25 protein-coding genes and 2 pseudogenes are annotated in these 24,507 nt (G+C 62.9%); 16 read left to right on the top strand and 11 right to left on the bottom strand.

What is annotated here, in order from left to right; translation table 11 throughout:
• Positions 1-76: 76 nt before the first annotated feature.
• Positions 77-1,552 (top strand): glucose-6-phosphate dehydrogenase, encoded by a 1,476-nt coding sequence (gene zwf / locus F4827_RS11975; protein WP_183724148.1) that lies wholly within the window; start codon positions 77-79, stop codon positions 1,550-1,552.
• Between the two features lie 97 nt (positions 1,553-1,649).
• On the opposite strand, the gene F4827_RS11970 is transcribed toward zwf, so the two are convergent.
• Both F4827_RS11970 and F4827_RS11965 read right to left on the bottom strand, forming a co-directional pair.
• A complete protein-coding gene (locus F4827_RS11970; RefSeq protein ID WP_183724147.1) occupies positions 1,650-1,814 on the bottom strand; it encodes a hypothetical protein in 165 nt (54 codons plus the stop codon).
• A 45-nt stretch (positions 1,815-1,859) separates the two neighbouring features.
• Positions 1,860-2,276, bottom strand: a complete 417-nt coding sequence (locus F4827_RS11965) for a MarR family winged helix-turn-helix transcriptional regulator (protein WP_183724146.1) — start codon at positions 2,274-2,276, stop codon at positions 1,860-1,862.
• A gap of 344 nt (positions 2,277-2,620) precedes the next feature.
• On the opposite strand from F4827_RS11965, the gene F4827_RS11960 reads away from it, so the two are divergent.
• Positions 2,621-3,673 (top strand): alcohol dehydrogenase, encoded by a 1,053-nt coding sequence (locus F4827_RS11960; protein ID WP_183724348.1) that lies wholly within the window; start codon positions 2,621-2,623, stop codon positions 3,671-3,673.
• Between the two features lie 70 nt (positions 3,674-3,743).
• On the opposite strand, the gene F4827_RS11955 is transcribed toward F4827_RS11960, so the two are convergent.
• Positions 3,744-4,739 carry an aldo/keto reductase gene (locus F4827_RS11955; RefSeq protein ID WP_183724145.1) on the bottom strand — a complete coding sequence of 332 codons (996 nt, stop codon included), beginning with the start codon at positions 4,737-4,739 and terminating at the stop codon, positions 3,744-3,746.
• A 285-nt stretch (positions 4,740-5,024) separates the two neighbouring features.
• Here F4827_RS11955 and F4827_RS11950 point away from each other — a divergent pair, with 285 nt between their 5' ends.
• The gene (locus F4827_RS11950; protein WP_311673218.1) at positions 5,025-7,178 is read left to right on the top strand and encodes a tetratricopeptide repeat protein; all 2,154 of its coding nucleotides are present in this window, start codon (positions 5,025-5,027) and stop codon (positions 7,176-7,178) included.
• 45 nt (positions 7,179-7,223) lie between these two features.
• On the opposite strand, the gene F4827_RS11945 is transcribed toward F4827_RS11950, so the two are convergent.
• A complete protein-coding gene (locus F4827_RS11945) occupies positions 7,224-7,466 on the bottom strand; it encodes a hypothetical protein (protein WP_183724366.1) in 243 nt (80 codons plus the stop codon).
• A 431-nt stretch (positions 7,467-7,897) separates the two neighbouring features.
• Between F4827_RS11945 and F4827_RS11940 the strand changes: the two genes are divergently transcribed.
• The gene (locus tag F4827_RS11940) at positions 7,898-8,227 is read left to right on the top strand and encodes a DUF1330 domain-containing protein (RefSeq protein ID WP_183724144.1); all 330 of its coding nucleotides are present in this window, start codon (positions 7,898-7,900) and stop codon (positions 8,225-8,227) included.
• 22 nt (positions 8,228-8,249) lie between these two features.
• Here the strand turns inward: F4827_RS11940 and F4827_RS11935 are convergent, their stop codons facing one another.
• Positions 8,250-8,714: an RbsD/FucU domain-containing protein gene (locus F4827_RS11935; RefSeq protein WP_183724143.1), complete on the bottom strand. Its 465-nt coding sequence runs from the start codon at positions 8,712-8,714 to the stop codon at positions 8,250-8,252.
• A gap of 95 nt (positions 8,715-8,809) precedes the next feature.
• Positions 8,810-9,163 carry a hypothetical protein gene (locus F4827_RS11930; protein WP_260175140.1) on the bottom strand — a complete coding sequence of 118 codons (354 nt, stop codon included), beginning with the start codon at positions 9,161-9,163 and terminating at the stop codon, positions 8,810-8,812.
• Between the two features lie 147 nt (positions 9,164-9,310).
• Between F4827_RS11930 and F4827_RS11925 the strand changes: the two genes are divergently transcribed.
• The 9 genes and pseudogenes from F4827_RS11925 (at position 9,311) to F4827_RS11890 (ending at position 16,767) form a co-directional block, all read left to right on the top strand.
• The gene (locus F4827_RS11925; RefSeq protein ID WP_183724142.1) at positions 9,311-9,589 is read left to right on the top strand and encodes a hypothetical protein; all 279 of its coding nucleotides are present in this window, start codon (positions 9,311-9,313) and stop codon (positions 9,587-9,589) included.
• A gap of 140 nt (positions 9,590-9,729) precedes the next feature.
• Complete coding sequence (locus tag F4827_RS11920) at positions 9,730-10,002, top strand: hypothetical protein (RefSeq protein ID WP_183724141.1); 273 nt, start codon at positions 9,730-9,732, stop codon at positions 10,000-10,002.
• 506 nt (positions 10,003-10,508) lie between these two features.
• Positions 10,509-10,712 (top strand): hypothetical protein, encoded by a 204-nt coding sequence (locus tag F4827_RS11915; RefSeq protein WP_183724140.1) that lies wholly within the window; start codon positions 10,509-10,511, stop codon positions 10,710-10,712.
• Positions 10,709-11,506, top strand: a complete 798-nt coding sequence (locus tag F4827_RS11910; RefSeq protein WP_311673213.1) for a hypothetical protein — start codon at positions 10,709-10,711, stop codon at positions 11,504-11,506. Before F4827_RS11915 ends, F4827_RS11910 begins: the two co-directional genes overlap by 4 nt.
• Before the next feature lie 102 nt (positions 11,507-11,608).
• A complete protein-coding gene (locus F4827_RS35820; protein ID WP_311735591.1) occupies positions 11,609-11,863 on the top strand; it encodes a hypothetical protein in 255 nt (84 codons plus the stop codon).
• A 42-nt stretch (positions 11,864-11,905) separates the two neighbouring features.
• Positions 11,906-12,046 (top strand): annotated as a pseudogene (locus tag F4827_RS11905) (transposase); the annotation flags it as partial.
• A gap of 382 nt (positions 12,047-12,428) precedes the next feature.
• Positions 12,429-12,827, top strand: a complete 399-nt coding sequence (locus F4827_RS11900) for a hypothetical protein (protein ID WP_183724139.1) — start codon at positions 12,429-12,431, stop codon at positions 12,825-12,827.
• Between the two features lie 57 nt (positions 12,828-12,884).
• Positions 12,885-15,044 (top strand): phosphocholine-specific phospholipase C, encoded by a 2,160-nt coding sequence (locus F4827_RS11895; RefSeq protein ID WP_183724138.1) that lies wholly within the window; start codon positions 12,885-12,887, stop codon positions 15,042-15,044.
• Between the two features lie 280 nt (positions 15,045-15,324).
• The gene (locus F4827_RS11890) at positions 15,325-16,767 is read left to right on the top strand and encodes an NAD-dependent succinate-semialdehyde dehydrogenase (RefSeq protein WP_183724137.1); all 1,443 of its coding nucleotides are present in this window, start codon (positions 15,325-15,327) and stop codon (positions 16,765-16,767) included.
• A gap of 49 nt (positions 16,768-16,816) precedes the next feature.
• Here the strand turns inward: F4827_RS11890 and F4827_RS11885 are convergent, their stop codons facing one another.
• Complete coding sequence (locus F4827_RS11885) at positions 16,817-17,209, bottom strand: GFA family protein (protein WP_183724136.1); 393 nt, start codon at positions 17,207-17,209, stop codon at positions 16,817-16,819.
• Positions 17,210-17,425: 216 nt separating this feature from the next.
• Between F4827_RS11885 and F4827_RS11880 the strand changes: the two genes are divergently transcribed.
• Positions 17,426-18,484 carry a catalase family peroxidase gene (locus F4827_RS11880; protein ID WP_260175139.1) on the top strand — a complete coding sequence of 353 codons (1,059 nt, stop codon included), beginning with the start codon at positions 17,426-17,428 and terminating at the stop codon, positions 18,482-18,484.
• Positions 18,481-19,014, top strand: a complete 534-nt coding sequence (locus tag F4827_RS11875) for a cytochrome b (RefSeq protein WP_183724135.1) — start codon at positions 18,481-18,483, stop codon at positions 19,012-19,014. The genes F4827_RS11880 and F4827_RS11875 overlap by 4 nt, the downstream gene beginning before the upstream one ends.
• A 159-nt stretch (positions 19,015-19,173) precedes the next feature.
• Here the strand turns inward: F4827_RS11875 and F4827_RS11870 are convergent.
• The 4 genes and pseudogenes from F4827_RS11870 to F4827_RS11855 all read right to left on the bottom strand — a co-directional run.
• Positions 19,174-19,281: pseudogene (locus tag F4827_RS11870) on the bottom strand (2-keto-3-deoxygluconate permease); the annotation flags it as partial.
• A 118-nt stretch (positions 19,282-19,399) separates the two neighbouring features.
• Positions 19,400-20,887 carry an efflux transporter outer membrane subunit gene (locus F4827_RS11865; protein ID WP_183724134.1) on the bottom strand — a complete coding sequence of 496 codons (1,488 nt, stop codon included), beginning with the start codon at positions 20,885-20,887 and terminating at the stop codon, positions 19,400-19,402.
• A gap of 19 nt (positions 20,888-20,906) precedes the next feature.
• Complete coding sequence (locus F4827_RS11860) at positions 20,907-22,511, bottom strand: MDR family MFS transporter (RefSeq protein WP_311673206.1); 1,605 nt, start codon at positions 22,509-22,511, stop codon at positions 20,907-20,909.
• Positions 22,504-23,562 carry an HlyD family secretion protein gene (locus F4827_RS11855; RefSeq protein ID WP_233177945.1) on the bottom strand — a complete coding sequence of 353 codons (1,059 nt, stop codon included), beginning with the start codon at positions 23,560-23,562 and terminating at the stop codon, positions 22,504-22,506. The genes F4827_RS11860 and F4827_RS11855 overlap by 8 nt, the downstream gene beginning before the upstream one ends.
• A 188-nt stretch (positions 23,563-23,750) precedes the next feature.
• Between F4827_RS11855 and F4827_RS11850 the strand changes: the two genes are divergently transcribed.
• Positions 23,751-24,461 carry a CerR family C-terminal domain-containing protein gene (locus tag F4827_RS11850; protein ID WP_183724131.1) on the top strand — a complete coding sequence of 237 codons (711 nt, stop codon included), beginning with the start codon at positions 23,751-23,753 and terminating at the stop codon, positions 24,459-24,461.
• Positions 24,462-24,507: the final 46 nt, after the last annotated feature.

Below are 24,507 nucleotides of genomic sequence, written 5' to 3'. Positions count from 1 at the left end.
CGCTTGCGGCGAGCGCTAACTTCGCAACTCTGCGCCACAAATCGCCACATCAGCGCCACAACCCGAGCGACCTGCCATGACGAATCAGCCTGCCCAAGCCGCGCCCGACCAGCCCGTCGACATGATCATCTTCGGCGGCGGCGGCGACCTGGCCGCGCGCAAACTGCTCCCCGCGCTCTACATGGCGCACCTGCACGGCAATCTGCCAGCCGAAACGCGCATCATCGCGGTCGGACGCAAGAACTGGACGATCGACGACTATCGCAAGTTCATGGAAGAGCAGTCGCGTCCCTTCATCGACGCCAAGGCCTTCGACGCGCAAGCGTGGGACCGCTATCTGAGCCTGTTCCAGTACGTCATCATCGACGTCAACGCCCAGGAAGACTACCTGCGCCTGAAGGCCGCCTCGCGCGAGCACGCGATTCGCGCGTTCTATCTGTCGACTTCGCCTGAACTCTTCACGACGATCTGCGACAACCTCTCGGCGGTGGGTCTCGTCGATGCGAATTCGCGTGTCGTGCTTGAAAAGCCGCTCGGCCACGATCTGGCCTCGGCCAAGGAAATCAACGAGTCGGTGGGCCGCCATTTCGCGGAATCGCAGATCTACCGTATCGACCATTATCTGGGCAAAGAGACGGTGCAGAACCTGATGGTGCTGCGCTTCGGCAATCCGATTTTCGGGCCGCTGTGGCAGGCGCCGTACATTCGCAGCGTGCAGATCACGGTGGCGGAAACCGTGGGCGTGGGCAGCCGCGCGGGCTTCTACGATCACACCGGCGCGCTGCGCGACATGGTGCAGAACCACCTGCTGCAACTGCTGTGCATCGTGGCGATGGAGCCGCCCGTGTCGCTCGACCCGGACGCCGTGCGTGACGAAAAGCTCAAGGTGCTGCGCTCGCTGCGTCCGATGTCGCTCGCCGATATCGCGCGCGACACGGTGCGCGGCCAGTACGCGGCGGGCGCGGTGGACGGTCAGCCGGTCAAGGGCTATCTGGAAGAAGACAACGTGCCGGCCGACAGCAAGGCCGAAACCTTCGTGGCCCTGCGCGCGCACATCAACAACTGGCGCTGGGCCAACGTGCCGTTCTTCCTGCGCACGGGCAAGCGCCTGCAAAAGCGTCAGTCGGAGATCGTGATCGAATTCGCCGATCTGCCCTTCTCGATCTTCCCGAGCGGCCCGCGCAATTATGGCAACCGTCTCGTGATCCAGTTGCAGCCGGAAGAATCGATCCAGTTGCAGATGCTCGCCAAGGAACCGGGCAGCGGCATGAACATGCTGCCGGTGAGCCTGAATCTGGACCTGCAGCAAGCGATTCCGGAGCGTCGCGCCGAAGCGTACGAGCGTCTCTTGATCGACGTGATTCGCGGTCGCCTCACGCACTTCATGCGCCGCGACGAACTCGAAGCCGCCTGGACGTGGGTCGAGCCGATCCTGGACGGTTGGAAGGAACTGAACGACCGCCCGCGCACCTATACGGCGGGCACGTTCGGCCCGGCGGCATCGTCGGCGCTGCTTGCGCGCGAGAATATGTCGTGGGCTGAAGAGGCCTGATTCAAGCGCTAAAACGGATGATCGAACGATCGTCCGTTCTGCTGAACATCGAAACGCCGCCGGGCTTCGCGCCCAGCGGCGTTTTTTATTCCGCTATTTATTCCCGCTCAGGCGCGTTTTCGCGATGATCGGGCCGGAACAAATCGAGTCCCGCGAACACCACCACGCCGCTGAGCGCCATCATCGACACCGAATGGCGGCCCAGAAAGAGAATTGCGGCTGCGAGCCACGTCGAAATAAAAAAAGCAGCCATGCGCCGCATGATAAAAACTCCAGTACTAAAGACGCCTGCGCCCAGGCCGCCCCGCTAGCCGAGCGTCGCGCGCGCCGTGCGCAAGCGGCTCACGGTATCCACGAAGGCTTCGCCGCCGAGCGATCGCTTGATGCGGCCCGTCACTTGCGCACTGGCGTGATTGAGCGCATCGCGAATCGCCACGGCCTGCGCCGTGGGCATGATCGCTACTTCACGCTGATCGCCTTCGGTGCGCTGGCGTTCCAGGTAACCGCGCGATTCAAGACCGTCGAGCACGCGCGTGGCCGTGGGCCGCGCGATCGACAGCAGATCGGCCAGCTCACGCTGCAGCGAGCCAGGCCGCTCCAGCACCGCGCGCAGCATGAAACCCTGCGGCGGCGTGAGATCGAAGGGTTCGAACGCTTCGGACCACTCGCGTTCCAGACGACGCGCAAGCGCCGAGGTGTTGAAGTAGAGACACTGATCGAACATGGCGAGAGGATAACCGGTTATCGTTAGCTATGCAACGAATTCGACATTATCGAGTCCTGATTTCAGGCACTTTTCGAATACGTTCGATAGAACTATGGGGTGCGAGTTCAATTAAATGTACCGTCACAAGCAAACGGCCATAGTACGCGACCCGCATTTTTTGTGACTGCTGGATGACCATGAGGTGAACCAGGCATGACGCCGATGCGCAGTCATGCGCTGCGGTTATGCCCTCATGAAAAACGAACGCTCGGACGATTTACCCGCCTAACCGCGCTATGATGCGAAAGAACCGACATCGCCAGCCCCTGCTCTACACAACACTCACGGAGACAAAGATGCAGATGCGTTGCTATTGCGTGACCGGTCACGGTCAGCCTCTCGAACTGGTCCAGCGCGACACGCCGCAGCCGCAGGGCACCGAAGTGCTGGTGCGGGTACGGGCCGCCGGGCTCTGTCATTCGGACCTGCATATCTGGGAAGGCTATTACGATCTGGGCGGCGGCAAAAAGCTCTCGCTCGCCGATCGCGGCATCAAGCTGCCGCTCACGCTAAGCCATGAAATCTGCGGTGAAGTCGTCGCGGCTGGCCCGCAAGCCGGCGACGTGCAGATGGGCACGGTGGCCGTCGTGCATCCGTGGATCGGCTGCGGTAAATGCGCAGCCTGCGAACGCGGCGAAGAAAACATCTGCATGAAGCCGCAGTCGTTGGGCGTGATGCGCGACGGCGGTTTTGCGGATTACGTGATCGTGCCGCATCCGCGCTATCTGGTCGATCTCGGCGGGCTCGACCCGGTTAAGGCCGCACCGCTCGCCTGCGCGGGCGTGACCACTTATTCCGCGGTGAAGAAGTTCGGCGAACGGATTCATCAGGATCCGGTGGTGATCATCGGCGCGGGCGGACTGGGCATGATGGCGATCGAGGTGCTCAAGGCGCTCGGCGCGAAAGGCGCGGTCGTGGTGGACGTCGATTCCGCCAAGCGCGAGGCGGCGCTCAAGGCCGGCGCGCTCGCCGTTATCGATGCGCGCGCAAGCGATGCCGTCAAACAGATCGCCGACGCCACGGGCGGCGGCGCGCGCGCCGTGCTCGACCTGGTGGGCGCGACGCCCACCGTGAAGCTCGCGCTCGATGCATCCACGCGCGGCGGCCATGTGGTGGTGGTCGGCCTGATGGGCGGCGACATCACGATCTCGCTGCCGATCATCCCGATGCGCCCGCTGAAGATCGAAGGCAGCTATGTGGGCTCGCTGCCCGAGCTGCGCGAACTCGTGGCGCTGATGCGCGAGGGCAAGATGCAGCCGTCGTCGGTCACGCCAAGGCCGCTCGGCGAAGTGAACGAAGCGCTCGAAGCGCTGGCGCAAGGCAAGGTGGTGGGACGGCAAGTGCTGGTGCCGTGATGCAATAAGGCCGCGCTAGACGCGGCCTTATTGCAGGAAAACTTATTTCGGATGCCTATGCAACAGGCTATCAGCGCGCCGCATCGCCCATGCGATAAGCCATGCTGGCCTCGTCGAGTTTAGACTTCAGCTCTGGTGCAAGTTCGAGTTCGGCAGCGGCGATCGATGCATCCAGTTGCTCGGGCCGGCTCGCGCCAATCAGCGCCGAAGTCACCAACGGATTCGCCAGCACCCATGCCACCGAGGCGGTCGTGAGCGACTGGCCCGCTTCCTGCGCAATGCCGCGCAGCTGCTCGATACTGTCGAATTCGCGCTGATGCCAGTAGCGGTCCTGATACATCGCGCCTGCCACGCCCACGCTCTGCGAAAAGCGGCCCTCGCCCGGCTTGCTGTCGTGACGGTATTTGCCCGTCAACAAGCCACCCGCGAGCGGGTTGTAGGGAATCACGGCAAGGCCCTCTTCACCCGCGAGCGGCAGCAACTCGCGCTCGATCTGGCGAAACAGCAGGTTGTAGCGCGGCTGCACGGAGACGAAGCGCGCCACGCGCAGCACATCGGCGCGGCCAAGAGCACGCGCGAGCCGATAGGCGAGGAAATTCGACACGCCGATATAACGCGCCTTGCCCGCGCGCACGATGGTGTCGAGCGCTTCGAGGGTTTCATCGATCGGCGTATGGGCGTCGTCGGAATGCAACTGGTAGAGATCGACGTAATCGGTATTCAGACGCCGCAGCGAGTGGTCGATGGCGTCCAGCAGATGCTTGCGCGACGCGCCCTGATCCCACGGCGATGGCCCCACCTTGCCCACCGCCTTCGTTGCCAGAATGAAGCGATCGCGGCGGCCCTTGAGCCAGCGCCCGACGATTTCCTCGGTGCGGCCCGCGTTGGTTTCACCGCCGCCTAGCGGGTACACGTCGGCCGTGTCGATGAAATTGATTCCGGCGTCGGCGGCCCTGTCGAGAATCAGGCGGGACACGTTTTCTTCGGTCTGCAGGCCGAAGGTCATGGTGCCAAGACATAAACGCGAGACATTGAGGCCGGTCTGGCCAAAACGACGGTATTGCATCCAATGCTCCTTCTTGATCGAGGTATCGGGTGGTATCGGGTGGTATCGGGAGATTTCAGGACATTGCCTGCGCCAAGCATAGCGCGGACCGCCCGAAGCAGCCGGACGCGGCCACAGCGCCTTACAGTACGGAAAGCGCAGAAAGCGCCGGATCAGCCCGCCCAACGTAACTGCTTTGAAGGCTTCATTGCCGGAATAAGCGCACACGGCCTGCTCTAATCGGCCCGTTGGCGTCGCCCGCCCTGCCTTAAGATTTCACCGTCCACCATTCTCCCCGGCCTCACCGTGAATTCGACGACAACCGACACGCCTCTTCATCCCGACCGCCAGCAGGAAGCCAGCGCGCTTTGCGCGCAGGGCCGCTTCGCCGATGCGTTCGAGATGCTTGCGCCGCTCGTCGGCAGTCCGGCGGACGAGGACGAAGACGATGCCGCGCGCGTCGATGCGCTCAATGTCGCCGCGCTCGCCGCGATGGGTTCGGGCAAGACCGATGTCGCGCATGCGCTCTGGCAGCGCTGCATCGCGGCGCGCCCGGCTTTCGAGGAGGCCTATCACGGCCTCGCCGCGATGCTGACGGCGCTCGGCCAGTTGGCCGCCGCCGAGGCGGTCTGGCGCCGCCTGCTGGACGTCAACCCGGTCCACGCCGACGCGCACGGCAATCTGGGCGTCGTGCTGCACCGGCTCGGCCGCCACCTGGAAGCCGAAGACGCCTATCGCACGGCGCTCGCGCGCCAGCCGGCGCACCTCGACGCGCATTACAACCTGGGCATCCTGCTGCACGAACTGGGCCGTCACGACGAGGCCGAAGCGGCCTACCGCGCCGCGCTCGCGCTCAATCCGAACTTCGCGCGCGCGCACAACAACCTGGGCAATGTGCTGCGCGAGCGGGGCCGCACCGAAGAAGCCGAAGAGGCTTACCGTCAGGCGCTGCTCGCCGAGCCCCATTATCCCGAGGCGCTCAACAACTACGGCGCGCTGCTCAAGGCGCAGCGCCGTTACATCGAGGCGGAGCTGTCCTGCCGTCTGGCGATCCAGATCCGCCCCGATTACGTCGAAGCGCTCAACAACCTGGGCTGCGTGCTGACCGATCTGCAGCGCTACGCCGAGGCCGAGCAGTTCTATCGCAAGGCCATCATGCTGCGCCCCGATCACGCCGAGGCGCACTACAACCTGGGCGTGGCGTTGCAGCGGCTCGAACGCTATCCGGAAGCCGAAACCAGCTATCGCGTCGCGCTGCGCCTGTCGCCCGGCCGCGCCGAGATTTTCAACAACCTCGGTTCCGTGCTGTGCGCGCTGGACCGCATCGACGAAGCGCACGAAACTTTTGCGCAAGCGCTCGCGCAGAACGGCGATCTGGCGCTCGCGCACTTCAACATGGGCAGCGTGCTCAAGGAACAGGGCGCGCTGGACGCGTCCGTGGCGGCGTACCGCCGGGCGCTCGAACTCGACCCCGATTACGGCGACGCGCTGTTCCGCCTGGCCACCCTGCTCATCACCATGGGCCGCTACGAGGAAGGCTGGCAGCTCTACGAACGCCGCTACGAAAATAATGGCTTCGTGCATTACGCCTCGCGTCGCATGCTGAGCTGCCCGCACTGGCAAGGCGAACCGATCGCCGGCAAGTCGCTGCTGCTGTGGCAGGAGGACGGCCTGGGCGACATGATCCAGTTTTCGCGCTATGCGCGCCTGCTCAAGGCGCAGGGCGCGGCGCACGTTGCGTTTGGCGGCGTCGAGGCGCTGCACTGCATCCTCGCGGGCGTCGAAGGCATCGATACGCTGCTTACGCACGCCGAAGCCACCGCGCGCGCGCAGGAGTTCGACTACTGGGCCAGTCCGTTGAGCCTGCCACTGCGCATGGGCACCACGCTGGAGACCACGCCCGAGCCAACCCGCTTCAACGTCGATCCCGCTCGCATCGAGTATTGGGGCACACGTCTGGCCGCGCTGGGCGCGGGTCCGCGCGTTGGCCTGGTGTGGCGCGGCAACCCCAAACATCACAACGATTTCAATCGCTCGATTCCTTCGCTTGCGGCGCTCGCACCGCTCTGGAGCGTGCCGGGCCTGAAATTCGTGAGCCTGCAGAAAGGCGCTGGGGAGGACGAAGCACGCGCGGCGCAGAAAGCGGGATCGGATCAACCCTTGCTGCATCTGGGCAGCGACGTCGCCGATTTTGTCGATACGGCAGCCATCCTCTCGCAGCTCGATCTGCTGATCTGCGTGGATACCTCGACCGCCCATCTGGCCGCGTCCCTCGGCAAACCATGCTGGGTGATGCTGCCGCGTCGCGATGTGGACTGGCGCTGGCTCGAAACACGCGAAGACTCACCGTGGTATCCGGGCAATGTGCGGATTTTCCGCCAGACGGGCAAGGATACCTGGAGCACCGCGATCGAGCGCGTGCGGCAGGCGTGCGAAGAAAGGTTTGGCGCGGCCTCCTGAACGGGAGGCCGGTTGAACGGTGGTGATTCGGGCTGACGCCGCGCGTCAGTCCCAGAAGTTGCGGAACGCCACCGCGACGATCACCGGCACGCACATGACGAGCGGGATCGCGAAGTAAGGAATCTCCATATCGACGATCCAGCTGCGGATCAGCCAGCCCACGCCCAGCGCGAGCGTGAGAATGCCCACGAGCGCGGTCAGCGTGTTCAGCAGCCAGGGCGGCGGCGGTTTGCGCCGGCCTTTCTCCCCGGCTTTCTGCTTGGGTTCCTGCGCGGAAGACGGTTTCATCGGAGCGGTCAAGAGGCGTTGTCTGGTCGGCGTGTCGCGGGGTGTTCGCGCGCGGCGCGGCGATCTTCTTATTTTACTCGCGATGCCGGGTAGTCAACGCAAGCCGCAGATCAGGCTGGACCCTGGGCGGGCATGCAGCGCATGCGCGAATTCCGGTGCCCGAAAAGAAAAAGCCCGCCTAAGTGGGCGGGCTAAATCCATATCAGGAGGAGACATGGAGGAGACGATTTAATTTTAGGGTTTTCCCCTAGCGTTGGCAAGCGTTTTTTGCAGCCCATTGAAAAATAATTAAAGCGGCGATTTATGTGACGATTTTGTTACGACAGCATTTCAATCTGGCTCATTATGTCTGAGGTAATCGATCCGGTTTGCACGCCGCCCTATCCTCGCTCTTGACCCACCACCCGGGCATCACCCAAGCGAGGATCATCATGACGACCTATGCCATCGGCCATCTGCACGAAGTCGATCTCTGCGCCGATATCGTCGAGTATCTGGAAAAAATCGATGCAACGCTCGCGCCATACGGCGGGCGTTTCCTCCTGCACGGCGGCCCCGTGGAGCGGCTCGAAGGTCGCTTCAGCGGCGATCTGATCGTGCTTGAATTCGCCGATCGCGAGACGGCGCGCGCGTGGTATCGCTCCCCGGCCTATCAGGCGATCTTGCCGCTGCGCACGCGGCACGCGCGTGGAGACGTGTTTCTCGTCGATCAGGTGGAGCAGCCGCACCGCGCGACCGAGGTGCTCGAAGGCGCGGCGTGAGAGTACTGGAGATGAACTGGCGCTATGCGTGCGGCACGTCCGCCGCCAGCAGGACGCCCTTCTTGAAGACGAAGCAGCCGTAGCCGCGCGCCTCGCCTGTTGCGATCACGCAGTAGGCGTGGCGCGCGCGCTCGTAAAACGCAAAGCGTTCGAGCGAAGCGAACGGCACCGCGCGGCCTTCGGCATCGTCGACCTCGCGTTGCGCCTCGCGCTGCACGGCGGGCAGCGTCTGCGCATCGCCGACCACTTCCATGCGCAGCGCCGGATGATCGACGAAACGATCGAGCGGCAGCACCGAAAGCACGGCTCGCACCGCACGCGGCGAATCCACCCCGTCCAGACGCAGCAGGCGGCCCAGCACCGAGTGGCGCGCGACGGCGTCGGCGGGAAAATTGGCGTCGCAGATCACCACTTCGTCGCCGTGTCCCATGGCGGCGAGCGCGTGCAAAACATCGGGATTGAGCAGCGGATCGAGATTCTTCAGCACCAGGTCTTCTCCTTGTCACAGACGCGTGAGCGCGTCCGGGATCGTCGTCGAAAATGGTTCGGATTACTGTTTTTTGCGCGCTTGTCCAGACCTTCCTATGCAGCGGAGAAGACGATTGCGCCGTGCTCGGCGACTTGTGTAAACGTGCGTACGAAGCGGTAGGTCTGCCCGTCGATCGACAAGGAATTGAGTCCCGCCTGGGTCGCGCCAAGGATCTCGGCCACCAGCGAATTGCGGACGAAACCGCAGCGCGTCCATTCTTCCTGCGCTTCGCCGGCATCGCCCAGATAGATGTCGCTGCGATCGGGCTGGGAGCGCACCACGATCAGACTGGCGCCCTTATCCAGCGAGCGTTCGAGATACTCCGATAGCGTCGAGAGTGCTTCGACAGCAATATCATGCGGCTCGCGAGAAGGCGTGTCCATGAGAGACCCCAGGGTGGTATTCATCGTCTTCCCATCGTACCTGAATGCGGCGGCGGGATCGCTATTTCAGGCCGAAACACGCTTGCATGCGCGCCGCACATTCATTTCCCTTTCTTCTTCAGTTGCAACGCCTTCCAGCCATCCTCATCCAGCAAACGGTCGAACAGCCGGTTGCGCGCAGGGTGGCTAGCCGCGCTTGTCGTATTTGCCGTCAAGGGCGCGCCCGCGTATCTCGCCCTGATGCGCGGGCCGGAGCTCTGCATCACGTTCACGACCGGCGAATCGCATTCCCTTACGGCGGCACGCGCGACGCTGCACGTGGACTCCCCCTTGCAATCGGATGGTCACCAAGCCCTGGCGCAGTTGAAACGAACGCTCGTCAGCATCAACTCGCTGGCCGACCATCCGGAACGGCATCCGGAATCAATCGTCTGGGGAAAAGCTCGCTAATTCGAACTGACGCTCCCTAGAAATGCAAAGAAAGGAGTCTGATCGCGCAAAGAAATCGGGGCACATCTTTTGCTATCAACTTTTTCTGGCGCTGCTCGTTAACCAGAAAATAGATGGATAGGCACGGAGAACACACAGGCATGGAACGCAATTACGATTACATGGGATATGCCATTCGAGTCAGCACCGATTCGATCCCGGAACCGGTGCAGCGCAAAATGCGGATGGCAGACAGCGGCTACGTCGCCATGGTGTCGATTTACAAATCGGACCGCCAGGAGCCGTGCTTCCCGCAAATGCGCCTCACCGACCTCGGCGACCGCTGGTTCGTGACCGAGGTCGATGCGCTGATGCGCGGCTACAGCGTGGGGCGGCGCATCGTGGAGGAGGCGCTGGGCTGCCCGGCGGCCTAGCGCTTTGCGCGCCACGCGCGCCTCTGCCGGTCAAAGACCGGTCGTCAGGATGATTTTGCCGACGTTCGCCGACGACTCCATCCGCCGGCGAGCGTAGGCCGCGCGCTCCAGCGCAGACTTGCTATCCAACTCGTTGCAATAGCAATGCACCATTCAGCGGCATATTCGGCCTCGTCTTGAAGCACGTCACCGACGCGATTGAAGTTTATGGCTCGGCATGCCCGAGTCCACCCGCGTTCCAGGCGTGTATATTCGTCTCGGGCGTCTGGCTTCGTTAGCGACGTGCCGTCCACTTTATATCTATGCAGTAGATCAAGAGCTTCTGCGTGTAGGCGCCGTTTCGCGAGGTCTTCCTCGTGATTCTCTTCACAACCCCCGTGAGCGTTCTTGTAAATTATGACGAAGGTGGTGCCCCTTTGTTTTGCTGCAACGATGTCTTGACGGTTACGCTCACTGGTCTGGCCTACTGAGTCGCCATTATCCAGGGCGACGCGCAGTCGATTGATATGAGTGTGTTGCTCGTTGAATTGAACCCCGCAAGCAAGGTGGTTTTGCCCAATATGATTAACAATTCTGATATGGACGACCCGGTCGGCAAGGCACTTGGTCGCCTGTTGGCAAAGTTACATGCAAAAGGCGAAACGCTGGAAAACGCTATTGGGTGGCCTCGCTTTGGTGGCCGCGATAACCTATGCATTTACAATGCATGACTGGCTGGGAAACAGTTACGACCACTTTTGCGAAGGGCGACGAGCCATACGGTGGCGGTGAATTTCGCATTCGCGACAACCGGGTGATTAGCCTCAAGCTTGCTGGTCCAGAAATCACTTTTAAGCTGGCGAGCCAATTGAAGGACCCACAGGTGGCGGAGCCAACCGAACCATGGATGGACGACTCAGGCGAGCGCCTAAACCGATCAACCGTGAATTTTCTACAGGGGACAATCGAGGGCGGGTTGAAGCGGACATTCCATCAACAAGGTCAGGAAGCCGCTTGGTGGTATTCGAAAGACTGGGGCACACTGTATATCGCCACCGGTTGGATGGATTACAAAGCTCCTCGCCGCTCGGACGGGCTGGCACCGCAAATTACAAAACTATGGCGGTCGAGCGACGGCGGCCAGAACTGGACGCAACTGAACTGGCAAGCGGACCATAAAATCGGGCAATTGTTGTTTCTTGACCCGCAGCGTGGCTATGCGATTGGATGGGGGCCTCACGTCTGGCGCACGGCTGACGGTGGTCAGTCATGGCATGAAGTTAAAGTGCCGCCACTCGCCGATGTTGGCAAGCCCCGCAAGACATTTGACGCGGTGAATCTCGGCCCCTACGGCATGCTGCGCGTTGCCTACCATGTCGAACAATTGGGCGATGTCAAAGCGTCCAGCCTTATTTACCGGATGGACTGGAACCAATCCAATTTTGAGCAGGATGTCGTGCTGCCGAACCAAACGGTAGTTGATCTGCAATCGCCACCGGAAATGACCGGAGGCTATTCGCTGTAGGTGTTATCCCGATTAGGTGCGCCGCGCAATTGGGATGATCCGAGCGACAAGGGGTATCGGACAGGCGCACTCTCAACATGGCGGAACGGCCAGCGACCCGTTGTGCAGCAGTTGCACACGTTTGATGAGCACTTGATGCTTGATGGGCTCAGCGTAGGTCAGCAAGGTGTGCTGCTGGCCTATGCGACAGATGCGACGGGCGATGGTGCGCCACGTTACCTCACCTTCATTAGTCAGGACTTCAGAAGATCATGGAAAGACCTGAACGATGGGGCCGCCCAAGGCGGATATTTTGATCCTGATACGAACACGCAATATGCGCTGTTCGCTTATACGCTAAAGAAACGGCGATTCTAGAGCCAGTCAGGCACTTACGGCCAGACCTGGTATCCTGGGCGGATGGCAAAACGCCAACCTTACCCGACGGACGTGTCCGACGAAGAATGGAGCTTTGCGGCTCCGTATCTGACTTTGATGCACAAAGATGCTCCACAGCGCCGACACGAACTGCGTGAGATGTTCAACCCGTTGCGCTGGATTCAGGCGGGTTGTTTCGAGGCCATAGTCATTACGACGGCTACCCGTCGCGTCGATTCGTCGATACAAAAATCAGGCGTTTCATCGAAATGCGAGAGGCGCACGCAGGGGACCACCCGGCTGTTTATGCAACGGGAACTGGAACTTACCTGACCGTAAGCTTGATGCGGCGACGTTGGTGTATGTGAATTCCAGATGTCTTTCATAGTGGAAACAATTTGTAATTGACACGGGTTCGACATCAACCATTTATCCTGTTTCGCTCGCTTTAATAACGTTTGCATAAGAAAAAATATCGTCCGCAAACGTTTACGCGCGTTTCACAATTCTTTCTCCGATACCGTAGAAACTGTGCGCCGACCCGATCATCGGAGTGCAAGCGCACATGCAAAGTCGCCTGTTCAAGCCGTCACCAGCAATCGTGATTTCCGTTGTGCTGGCAACCATCTCGCTCGCTGCGTGCGGGCCGGGAGTGGGTTCTTCGGCTGCGCCTGACACGACCAGCGCACCGGGCCAGCAACAGATCAACGCCGCACTTCAACCCGCCGCGCCCGTGGCCGGTCCCAACGGTTCAAGCGGCGCCGCGCCTGCCGACGCCGCAAACCCCGCCAGCTACACCTACGCAAACGACCCCGTGCAGAGCGTAGAGGCGAGCCTCGCCGCCGACAGCCAGCAGGTCGCCCCCGTCATGAGCTACGCGCCCGGCGACGAACCGCCTCGATCGGGCACCGGCACCAGCGCCAGCGGCACCGATTCCCGCAGTACCGCAACGACGCGTCAGTAATACACCGTTCGTGTGCTTATGCGCACACTCATCCAACAAGCAGAAAGGTGAATAAGAATGACGTCAAACAGCCGTCGCCGTTTCCTGCAGACCGTCGCTTCCTCCGGCGCCGCCGCAGCAGCGATGACCGTCCTGCCCGAGTCCATCCGCAACGCGCTCGCCATCCCGGCGTTCTCGCGCACGGGCTCGATCCGCGATGTGGAGCACATCGTCGTGTTCATGCAGGAGAACCGCTCCTTCGATCATTATTTTGGCCACTTGCGCGGCGTGCGCGGCTATAACGACCGTCTGCCGATCCCGCTGCCCGGCGGCCAGCCGGTCTGGTATCAGCCGTCAAAAGAAGACGCCACCAAACCGGTTCTGCCGTTCCATCTGGATACGCAGACGACCAGCGCGCAATGCGTGGGCGATCTCGATCACTCGTGGTATCCGACGCACTACGCCATCAACAACGGTCTGTACAACCAGTGGCCGCAGTACAAGACCGACATGACGATGGGCTATTACCTGCGCGCGGACATTCCGTTCCACTACGCGCTGGCCGATGCGTTCACCGTCTGCGATAACTATTTCTGCTCGCTGCCGGGGCCGACGCACCCGAACCGCTCGTATCTGATGACGGGCATGGTCGATCCGACCGGCACGATGGGCGGCCCGCTGCTCGACAACAACGACTATGTGGACGGCGACGCGCCGCCCGCTTATCAACTGCTTTCGTGGACCACCTACCCCGAGCGCCTGCAGGCCGCCGGCATCAGCTGGCAGATCTATCAGCAAGGCATCAACGGCAGCGATCCGATGAACGGCAACTACGGGACTAACATCCTGCAGAACTTCGCCAACTTCATCAACGCGCAACCGGGTTCCGAGCTTTATCAGCGCGCACAGACCGCGCGCACGATTGCCGATCTCAAGAGCGACGTGATCGCGAACAAGCTGCCGCAAGTGTCCTGGCTGCTGCCGCCCGCTGCGTTTTCCGAGCATCCGAAATACACGCCGGCTTACGGCGCGGAATACACCTCGCAGATCCTCGACGCCCTGACTTCGAACCCCGAAGTGTGGAGCAAGACCGTGCTCTTCATCATGTATGACGAGAACGACGGCTTCTTCGACCACATCGTGCCGCCGCAACCGCCCACCACGTCGACGCAGGGCAAATCGACGGTCAGCGTGGAGGGCGAAATTCACAACGTCGTCAATCCGGGACGCGGCGGCAAGTGCACCGCCGACGGCCTGCCCTACGGCCTCGGTCCGCGCGTGCCGATGACGATCGTCTCGCCGTGGAGCAAGGGCGGCTTCGTGTGCTCGCAGGTGTTCGATCACACCTCGGTGATCCGCTTCATCGAAGAGCGCTTTGGCGTGCTTGAGCCGAATATCACGGCATGGCGTCGCGCGGTGTGCGGCGACCTCACCACGGCGTTCGATTTCCGCACGCCCGATTCGTCGATGCCCGCGCTGCCCGACACGAGCAACTATATGGCACAGGCCGACAACCAGTGCTCGGCCAACAAGGCGCCGACCGTGCCCGCCACGCCGGGTCCGATCGACGCGCAGGAACCGGGCGTGCGCTATGCCCGCGCACTGCCCTACGAGTTGCACGTGAACGCGCACGTCGATCCGTCGAAGCAGACGCTCTCGATCACCTTCGCAAACAAGGGCCGCCAGGGCGCGCACTTCTACGTCTATGGCACGAATCGCAGCGACGGTCCGTGGCGCTATACGGTCGAAGCCGGCAAGTCGCTCGACGACACGTGGGATCTGCGCGTGACGAACGGCGTCTACGCGTTCGAGGTGCATGGTCCGAATGGCTTCGTGCGCCGCTTCTCCGGCACGGCGGCCAGTTCGTCGTCATCGGCGGCTTCGTCGGTACAGGGTTTCTTCGGCAAGCACAACGGCACACCGCAGCCCGAAGTATTGGCGCAATACGACGTGGCGAACGGCAATCTGTTCCTCAAGTTCACCAACAACGGCGGCGGCATCGCCCGCCTCACGGTGACGGACAACGCCTACGGCGCGCGCGAGCGCCTCGTGGTGGTGCCCGCTCACGCGCGTATCGAGGAGCCGTGGGTGCTCGCGTCGAGCCATCACTGGTATGACCTCACGGTGACCAGCCCCGACGATTCGACCTTTGCCCGCCGCTACGCAGGTCACGTCGAAACCGGTCGCCCGAGCATCAGCGATCCGGCAGCCGTTGCGCCCATCACGCAACTGAGCTGACGCGTAAGCCTTCGTTGCGCGCGCCACCGGTCGAGTCGCGCGCAACAAGGGCTTGATCGAAGGGGTTAAACCCGGGCGTTAAAACCAGGGGCTGCGCGCCTCCCGCAGACCCCGGCCATTGGCGTCTTCTGCAAAACGCGCGCAGCGGTGGCAAAATAGTCGGCTGCCAGGCGCCCGGCGATATCGGTGTTGTAGCGGTGTTCGCCGATCCACACGCCCCGCGTTGCTGCGCGCGGCGCCTGCTCCCCCACCGTTGCACCGTTGAGAGGATCGTCCCATCATGACTTCGAGCGTGAAGCCTTATCCGGATACCCAGATTTACGTCGATGGCGCATGGCGCGCCGGCGCGAAGACGATTGCCGTGATCGACCCCGCTACCGAGGCGGAGATCGGACGCCTGAGCCTCGCGAGCGAGCAGGACCTCTCGGACGCCGCAGAAGCCGCCGCGCGGGCCTTCAGCGCATGGCGCAAGGTCTCGCCGCTCGAACGCAGCAAGACGATGCGTCGCGCCGCCGACCTGCTGCGCGAACGCGCTGACGAGATCGCCGCCATCATGACGCGCGAGCAAGGCAAGCCGCTGGCCGAAGCCAGGGGCGAAACGCTCGCAGGCGCCGACATTATCGACTGGTTCGCCGAAGAAGGCCGCCGCACCTATGGCCGCGTGGTGCCTTCGCGCACGGACGCGGTCCGCCAGATCGTCACGCGCGAGCCGGTGGGCCCGGTCGCCTGCTTCACGCCGTGGAATTTCCCGCTCAATCAGGCGGTGCGCAAGGTTTCGGCAGCGCTTGCCTCGGGCTGCACCGTCGTGCTCAAAGGACCGGAGGAAACGCCCGCAAGCTGCGCGGCGCTCGTGCAAGTCTTCATCGATGCGGGCGTGCCGCAAGGCGCGCTCAATCTGGTGTTCGGCGTGCCCGCCGAAGTCTCGTCGTATTTGATCGCGCATCCGGCCATCCGCAAGATTTCGTTCACGGGCTCGACGCCGGTGGGCAAACTGCTGGCCGCGAAGGCCGGCGAGCACATGAAGCGCGCCACCATGGAACTGGGCGGCCACGCGCCGGCCATTGTGTTCGCCGACGCCGACATTGCGCGCGCAGCAAAACTGCTGGCGGGCGCGAAGTTCCGCAACGCCGGGCAAGTCTGCATTTCGCCCACCCGTTTCTTGGTCCAGGACGCGGCTTACGACGAGTTCCTCGAACACTTCGTCGCGGCCACGAAAACCATCAAGGTCGGCAATGGTCTGGCTGAAGGCGTGCAAATGGGGCCGCTCGCGAACGACCGCCGCCTCGCCGCAATGGAACGCCTCGTAGCCGATGCGCGCGAACAGGGCGCGAAGGTGCTCACGGGCGGCGAACGCATTGGCCGCGAAGGTTACTTCTTTGCCCCGACCGTGCTGACCGATGTGCCGCTTTCCGCGCGCATCATGAATGAAGAGCCGTTCGGCCCGCTCGCGCTGGTCTCGCGCTTCTCCACCTACGAAGAAGCGATCGCCGAAGCGAACCGCCTGCCCTACGGTCTCGCCGCCTACGCGTACACGCGTTCGAGCGCGACTTCGGCGGCGCTGTCGGAAGATCTCGAAACCGGCATGCTGTCGATCAACCATCACGGCCTCGCGCTGCCCGAAGTACCGTTCGGCGGCGTCAAGGATTCGGGCTACGGCTCGGAAGGCGGTACCGAAGCGATGGAGCCGTACCTCGTGACCAAGTTCGTCACCGAGCATCGTTGATCGTTCGATGCGGCGCGCGCCGCATCGACCTTGTTGTATCGCTTGAACGTCATGGACGGCTGCGCGGATACCTCGGCAATCCATCCGCCAGCCGCACCCAGGCGAGTTGTTGCGACGTCCACGTATGGTCTTCGGGCGGCGCATCGCCGGGCGCATCCAGCGTACCGGTGGCAATATCGATTTCCTCGCCAAACGCCGCGCTACGGTAGGTAAGCGGCGTGCCGCAATCGGGGCAAAAGCCCCGCTCCACACCCTCGCTCGACGCATAGGATTTTGTTGCTCCCGCAACAAAACGGAATGCATCGCGCGCCACGCTCATCCAGCCGACAAACGGCGCACCCGATGCGCGGCGGCAATCCACGCAATGGCATGCGGTCGTGCCGATCGGCTCGCCGGTGATTTCATAGCGGATCTTCCCGCATAAACAACCGCCCTTTAGCATCGCCTGCTCCTTCGCACGCTTTCTTGCACGCAGCTTACACTTGTGCATTCTTCACACTCACGGGGAATAGAACGCGCCTTCGCCCTGTTGACGCCTGTAACGGCCACCACACCCTTCGACAGGACCGATCATGCCCCATCGCGCTTCGCTCTATCCCCGGACACCGATCGTCCTCGCGCGTCTCACGCGCGCCCGCGCGCAGGTCGGCGGCGCATCATGAGTCGCGCCAATATCTGCATGCCATGCCGGCTTGCCGCCATCGCGGCGGTGATGGGTTGCACGGCGGCCGCCTTCGCATGGACCGCAGGCTGGCTCACGCCCAAACGCGTGGACGCTCCACACATCGTCAATACCTTTGAATCGAACTACGGCATTCACGCAGGCTTGCGGCGCAATCACGCCAAAGGCCTGTGCGTGGAAGGCGAATTCGAGAGCAACGGCAATGGCGCAAAGGTCTCGCGCGCGGCGCTGTTTGCGCCGGGCGAGACGCCTGTGATCGGCCGCTTCGCGATTCCCGGCAGCAATCCGTCCGCCCCCGACGCCAGCATACCCGTGCGCAGCATGGCCTTGCTTTTTCAGTTGACCGATGGCGAGCAGTGGCGCACCGGCATGAATTCGGCGCCGGTCTTCGTGGTTCGTACCCCGAAGCAGTTCTATCAGCAACTGCTCGCGTCGAAACCCGATCCGAGGACCGGCAAGCCCGACACCGCGAAACTCGATGCATTCTTTAGCGCCAATCCGGAAACACTGCCGTTTCGTCAATGGCTCAAGGCGCACCCGCCTTCATCGAGTTTCGCGAACACGGCGTTCTGGGGCATCAATGCGTTCATCGCCACGGATACCGATGGCAATACGCGCGCGGTAAGGTGGGAGATGGTGCCGCAATCGGCTTACGAGGCTGAATCGGCCGATCAGAAGCGCAATGCCGACTTCCTCGCCGACGATCTCGCAGCGCGTCTCGCGCAAGGCCCGCTGCGCTGGCATCTCGTACTCACCGTGGCTGCGCCCGGAGACCCCACCAACGATGCCACGCAGCAATGGCCGGCCTCGCGCGAGCAGATCGATGCGGGCACGCTCGTCTTGCGGCAGGCCACGCCGCAGCGCTCTGGCGCTTGCCGCGACGTCAATTACGACCCGACGATCTTGCCCGATGGATTGAAGCCCTCGGACGACCCGCTTCTCGCCGCACGTTCGGCCGCCTATTCGGTCTCGTTCAACCGTCGCATGCAAGAAGAAGCGGCGCTCGCCCATGCACACGGAGAAGCCCAGCAATGAAAACCGTTCAAGCGCATTTCTGCGGCCTCGCCCGCCTGCTGCACTGGTCGATGGCAGTCCTGATCGTTGCGATGCTGTTCGTGGGCGTGGGCATGGTTTCAACCGTCTCGCGGCTGCATAACAGTCTGATTGCGTTGCATCGGCCACTGGGCATCGCTTTGCTTGTGCTCGCGATCGTGCGCATCGTCGTGCGGCTAACACGCGGCACGCCCGCAATGCCCAACGCGATGCCCGCATGGCAGCGCGTCGCAGCGCACGCCTCGCATCTGGTGCTCTACGCGCTCATGATTGCGATGCCGTTGATCGGCTGGGCCATGCTGTCTGCAGCCGGTTACCCCGTCGTGCTCGCGGGCGCACTCCATTTACCGCCCATCACGCCGCCTGGCGTTGCGCTCTACGCCTTCCTGCGCGCGGCACATACGTGGCTCGCCATGTTGCTGTTTGCGACCGTGCTGCTTCATCTGGGCGCGGCGCTGTTTCATGGGCTGATCCGGCGCGACGGCGTGCTGGAGAGCATGGCGCGAAGTTGATCGCGAACGATCATCCGCTATACGTGAGCGTCGAGGCCTGCGATGGGCTGCGGCCCCATGAACTCATCATGGCAGCGCTTCGGCCAAGACTATCGCGCAGTGCGTCACGCGCGCTCCTTCTGCGCACCCACAGCGCAGTAAGTATCGGCACGAGAATCAGGCGACCGCCATCTTGGTGAGCAGCAAAGTGCCGGATTTACGCAGCACGGTGCCGGTGGCGCGCATATCGATAGTCGCGCCCATGCAGAAGAACCATTTAGCAGTAGCGTTTTGATTTTTCTCGCGCCGGTGCTCGGCATTAACCCGCTAATTCGCGGAGATTTCTCATTATTTGATTCAGGGAGCGCGAACGCGGCGCGGCATCGCGTCCCTTCATGAAAGGTGATTAACTGGCGTTGCTGTGCCAGCCGAGGCCCAGGCTTTTCTGAATGGAGATGAAGTCCTTGAGCAATTCGGCCTGCCCCGAGATCACGTCCTGCTGCGCGAGAAATTCCGCGCGCTGGGTGTCCAGCAGATCGACGAGCGTCGAGGTGCCCGCGCGATAACGCTGACGCATCAACACCGCCGAGCGCTGCGCCGAATCCTGCACCTTTTGCAACGTGACGAGGTGTTCGCGCTGATAGCCATAACGCGAGAGCGCGCCGTTCGCGTCCTGCAGGGCGGCCAGAACGGCTTTTTCATAACGCGCTTCTGCTTCGTCGCGCGAGGCTTCGGCGCCATGCACCGCGCCAAGCGTGCGACCAAAGTCGAACAGATTCCATTGCAGATAAGGCACGCCCACCCAGCTGAAATTGTTCTTGCGCAGCAGATGGCCCGGGTCCGCAGCCGTAAAGCCCAGGTCGCCGAACAGCGTGAGCTTGGGCAGGAAATCGGCCACATGCTCGCCGATCTGCGCATTGCTCGATGCCAGACGGCGTTCGGCGGCGCGGATGTCGGGACGTTGCGCGAACATCGTGGCCGGATCGCTCACCGGCACCGACGCGGGCAACACCGGCAACGCCTGCGGCGTCGCCAGTTCGGCGTCGAGTGCGCCGGGGGCCTTACCCGTGAGCACCGCCAGTTGATCGAGCGACGTTTCCACCTGCGATGCGAGCGGCGTGATCGTCGAACGCGTGTTTTCGACCTGCGTGGTCAAACGCTCGACGTCCACGTCCGCAGCGGTGCCGCCGGCGCGGCGTTGTTCCGTCAGCGTGAGCGATTGCTGCTGCAATTCTGCGGTTCGTTGCGCGATCAACAAACGTTGCTGCTCATCGCGCAGGTCGATATAGGCCTGCGCCACTTCGGCGGCGAGCGAGACCTGAGCATCGGCGAGATCGGCCTGCACGGCATCGGCTTCGTCGCTCGCGGCTTCCACCGCGCGACGCGTGCCGCCAAACAGATCGATTTCCCACGAGGCATCGAAACCCGCCGTGTAGAACTGCAGAGGGCCACCACCGCCCGAACTCGAACTGCTGCTGCCATCGGACTGCGAGAACGCGCTGAGACTGGGCTCGCGCATACGCGGCGCGGCGACAGTGGCCGATACCTTCGGCATTTGCGCCGCGCGTTGCGTCTGCAGTTGCGCGCGCGATTCGCGCAGCCGCGCCTGGGCGGCGCGCAGGTCCGGGTTGTGCTCGAATGCCGCGGCGATCAGCGCGTTGAGTTGCGGATCGTTGAATGCCAGCCACCATTGGCTGGGCGCGCGCGTGGGCGTCACGCCCTGCGCGGGTGTGCGCACGAAGGTGGCCGCGCCGGCCGCTTCGGGCGCCACCGCGGGCGCACCGTGATAGTCGGGGCCGACCGTGCATGCGGCAAGCGCGCAGGCGGCTGCCAGCGCCGTGAACGGCGCGAATGCCGACCGAAATGTAAGTTGATACGAACGTATTGCCGTCATGAGTCGGAAAAAAGAAGCATCAGTGGCCGGCTGACGGCGCCTTCACGCCGGGCTGCGGTTTCTTGAGCAGGAGCGCGAGCGGCACGCAGGCAGCGAGTGCAATGCCGAGCACCCAGAATGTTTCGGAGTACGTGATGACCGTGGCTTGCTGCTGAATCTGCGTGGCAATCTGGCCGAGCGATTGCATCTGCGAGTAAGCCATATCGCCGGTCTGCGCGAACCAGTTCGCCGCGCCCGAGGCGAGGCGTTCCTGCCCGATCAGCGAATTGCCGCTCAGGGACTCGCGCAAAACGGCCGTGTGATAAGTCTCGCGCCGGTCGATCAGCGTGCCGATGATTGCAAGGCCAATCGAGCCGCCGAGGTTACGCGCCATGTTGTACAGCCCCGCTGCATCGCCCGAATCTTCGCGCGCCACCGCCGCCATCGAAGCCTGATTGAGCGGCATCATCGCAAGCATCTGCGCCACGCCGCGAATCAGCTGCGACCAGACGAAATCGTGGCCTACGCTCTGCGCGGTCAGCGAAATATCGAGCATGCAACTGAGGGTAAAAAGCAGCAGACCACTCACCACCAGCACGCGGAAATCCACCTTGCCCAGCAGGCGCGGCAGGATCGGCATCACCAGAAATGCGGGCAAGCCGGACAACAGCATGATCGCGCCGGATTGTTCCGCGTTGTAGCCCGCCACGATGCTGAGGAACTGCGGCAACAGATAGGAAATGCCGTAAAGACCCGCCCCCACCGCCGACACGATCACGATCACGCTGGCGTAACGCGGATTGCGCATCAGCGACAGCCGCAGAATGGGTTTCTCCGCCACGAACTGCGAAATGCCGATCAGCACCATGCCCGCGAGCGAGACAAAGGTTAGCGTCACGATCATGTGCGATTCGAACCAGCGTTCGCGCTGCCCTTCTTCGAGCACCACTGTGAGCGTGCTCAAGCCCACGGCGAGGCCCACGATGCCGAGCCAGTCGGCCTTGAGGAAGGCTTCCCAATGCGGTTTGTCCTTCGGCAGCCCCACGATCAGCAGCGTGATGAGCGCGATACACACCGGCAGATTGATAAAGAAACACCAGCTCCAGCTGATGTTTTCCGCCAGCCAGCCGCCCAGCACCGGACCCAGCAGCGGCCCGAGCAGCACGATCAAACCAAAAACCGTCATGCCGACTGGCAATTGCGATAACGGCAGCCGCGTGCGGATGATGGTCTGCGCGGTGGGAATCATCGCGCCGCCCGTGAAGCCCTGGCCGATGCGCCCGGCGATCATCAGGCCAAGCGTGCCCGACCAGCCGCACATCATCGAAAAGCCGATAAAGAGCGCCGCATTCACCAGCAGAAAATTTCGCAGTCCGAATACCCGCGTAAGCCACGCCGCGAGCGGAATCATCACGATCTCGGACATCAGGTAACCCGTGGAGATCCACGTACCCTCCGTACCGGTCGCACCGATTTCGCCCTGGATCTGCGGCAGCGCCGAATTCGTGATCGAGATGTCGAGCGTCGCCATCAGCGCACCCAATGCGCCCGCCGCCACGGCGATCCAGTCGGCGGCGCTGGCGCGCTCGCCGTGCGGGTGCGGCGCGGGAGCCGCGCCGGTTGCCGCGCTTGCCGGATCAGCCACGATGATTCTCGGCGTCGATACGGCGATCGTCGTCGCGCGCGGAACGCGTATCGACATCGACGGTCACGGACATGCCCGGCAGCAGCACGCCGCGCGTTTCAGGACCGGTATCGAGGCGGATACGCACCGGCACGCGCTGCACGATCTTCGTGAAGTTGCCCGTGGCGTTTTCCGGCGGCAGCAGTGCGAACTGCGCACCCGTTCCCGGCGAGAAGCTGTCCACCACGCCATGCAGCGTATGGCCCGGCAATGCGTCGACGTACAGCTCGACCGGCTGACCGACACGCATGCGGCCGATCTGCGTTTCCTTGAAGTTCGCGGTGAGATAGGTCTTCTGCACCGGCACGACCGTCAGCATGCGCGTGCCGGGTTGCACGTACTGGCCCACGCGCACCGTGCGATCGCCCACGCGCCCTGCAAGCGCGCTCTTGACCACGGTGTTGTCCAGATCGAGTTGCGACTGCGCTGCACTGGCGCGCGCCGCTTCGAGTTGCGCACGCGCCTGCGCCTGCTGCGCCGTCAGTGCCGCGACCTGCGAACGCTGCGCTTCGACAGCGGCAGAATCGGCGGCCAGGGTGGCTTGCGCCTGGTCGCGATTGCTCTTGAGTTCAGCGAGACGTTCAGTGGTTTCCGCGCCGGTCGCTGCGAGCGGCGTGTAGCGTGCAACTTCGTCCTGTGCATGACGCAAGCTCACGCGCGCCACTTCCTGCTGGGCCTGCGCCTGCGCGATGTTGGCGCGCTGCTGCGCGAGCTGCGCGTCGGCGTGCTGGATGTCGGCGGCGCGAGCGTCGATGGTGGCGTTGGCCTGATCGAGCGCGACCTGATACTGACGCGCGTCGAGCTTCACGAGCGGATCGCCAGCCTTCACCGCCTGGTTGTCGGCGACGTAGACATCGGTGACATAGCCGCTGACTTTCGGCGCGACGGTCACGCTATCCGCCTGCAGATAGGCATCGTCCGTGCTTTCGATGAAGCGGCCCACGAGCCACCAGTGACCGCCCCAGACGCCGGCGGCAACCAGCGCCCCGAGACCGAGACCGATCAGCACCATGCGCTTATTGCCACGCTTTTCCGGCGAAACGACGTCGCCCGGCACTTCGCGCCCGGGCGCTCCCGCAGTCGTTGACATGATTTTCACAACCCCAGTAAAAGATTATTTCCAGTTGGCAAAATTATTCCATTCGGAAAAATTCTGTCAAGTGTTATATTTTCGTCAGCCAAGCCGCAACCTCACCTGACATGAACGAACCGAAACGACTGCGCCGCCCATCGGCGGGCGGTTATGCGCGCGGAGACGAAACCCGCCGCAAGATCATCGAAGCCGCCATCAGCCTGTTCGGGCAACATGGTTTCGAAGGCGCCTCCACGCGCGATATCGCCGCACGCGCGGGCGTGAATGCCCCCGCGCTGCAGTACTACTTCGAAAACAAGGAAGGGCTTTATCGAGCGTGCGCCGAGTCGATCGCCGACGAATCGTGGCAAGCATTCGAACCCGCCGTGCTACGCGCACGCGCCGTACTCGAACGTAACGGCGACACCGAAGCGCTGATCGAAGCCTTTCTCGACATCCAGCGCGCGGTGGCCGACCGCACCTTCATCAAGAGCAGCGAACCCGATCAGCGCCTCTTCTTCGCGCGCGAGCAAGGCGGCGGCGAGCCGGAAGTCGGCTCGCAAGTGCTGCGCGAGCGCGTGCGTACGCCGCTCAATACGGTGAACGTCGAACTGCTGGCGCGCATCACCGGCACCCCCTCGGACGACACGCTGACCACCGTGCGCATGTTCAGCCTGTATGGGCAATTGCTGGTGTTCCATATCGCACGCCGCTCGGCGCTGACGACGCTGGAATGGAACGAGATCGATCGCGAGAAAGCCGAGTTTCTGAAGGCCAGCGTCTGCGAACAGACGCGCGTGCTGCTGGAGCACTGGAGCCGGCAGCGCAACAAGGCCTGAAGGTAGCCATGCGTTTCCGATAAGAGCATTGAACGGCGTTTACCGC

The sequence above is a fragment of the Paraburkholderia bannensis genome (genome assembly GCF_014200455.1).
GTDB lineage: Bacteria > Pseudomonadota > Gammaproteobacteria > Burkholderiales > Burkholderiaceae > Paraburkholderia > Paraburkholderia bannensis_A.
Note: the sequence above shows the minus strand (reverse complement) of the source record. Positions and strands in the feature narration are given on the sequence as shown.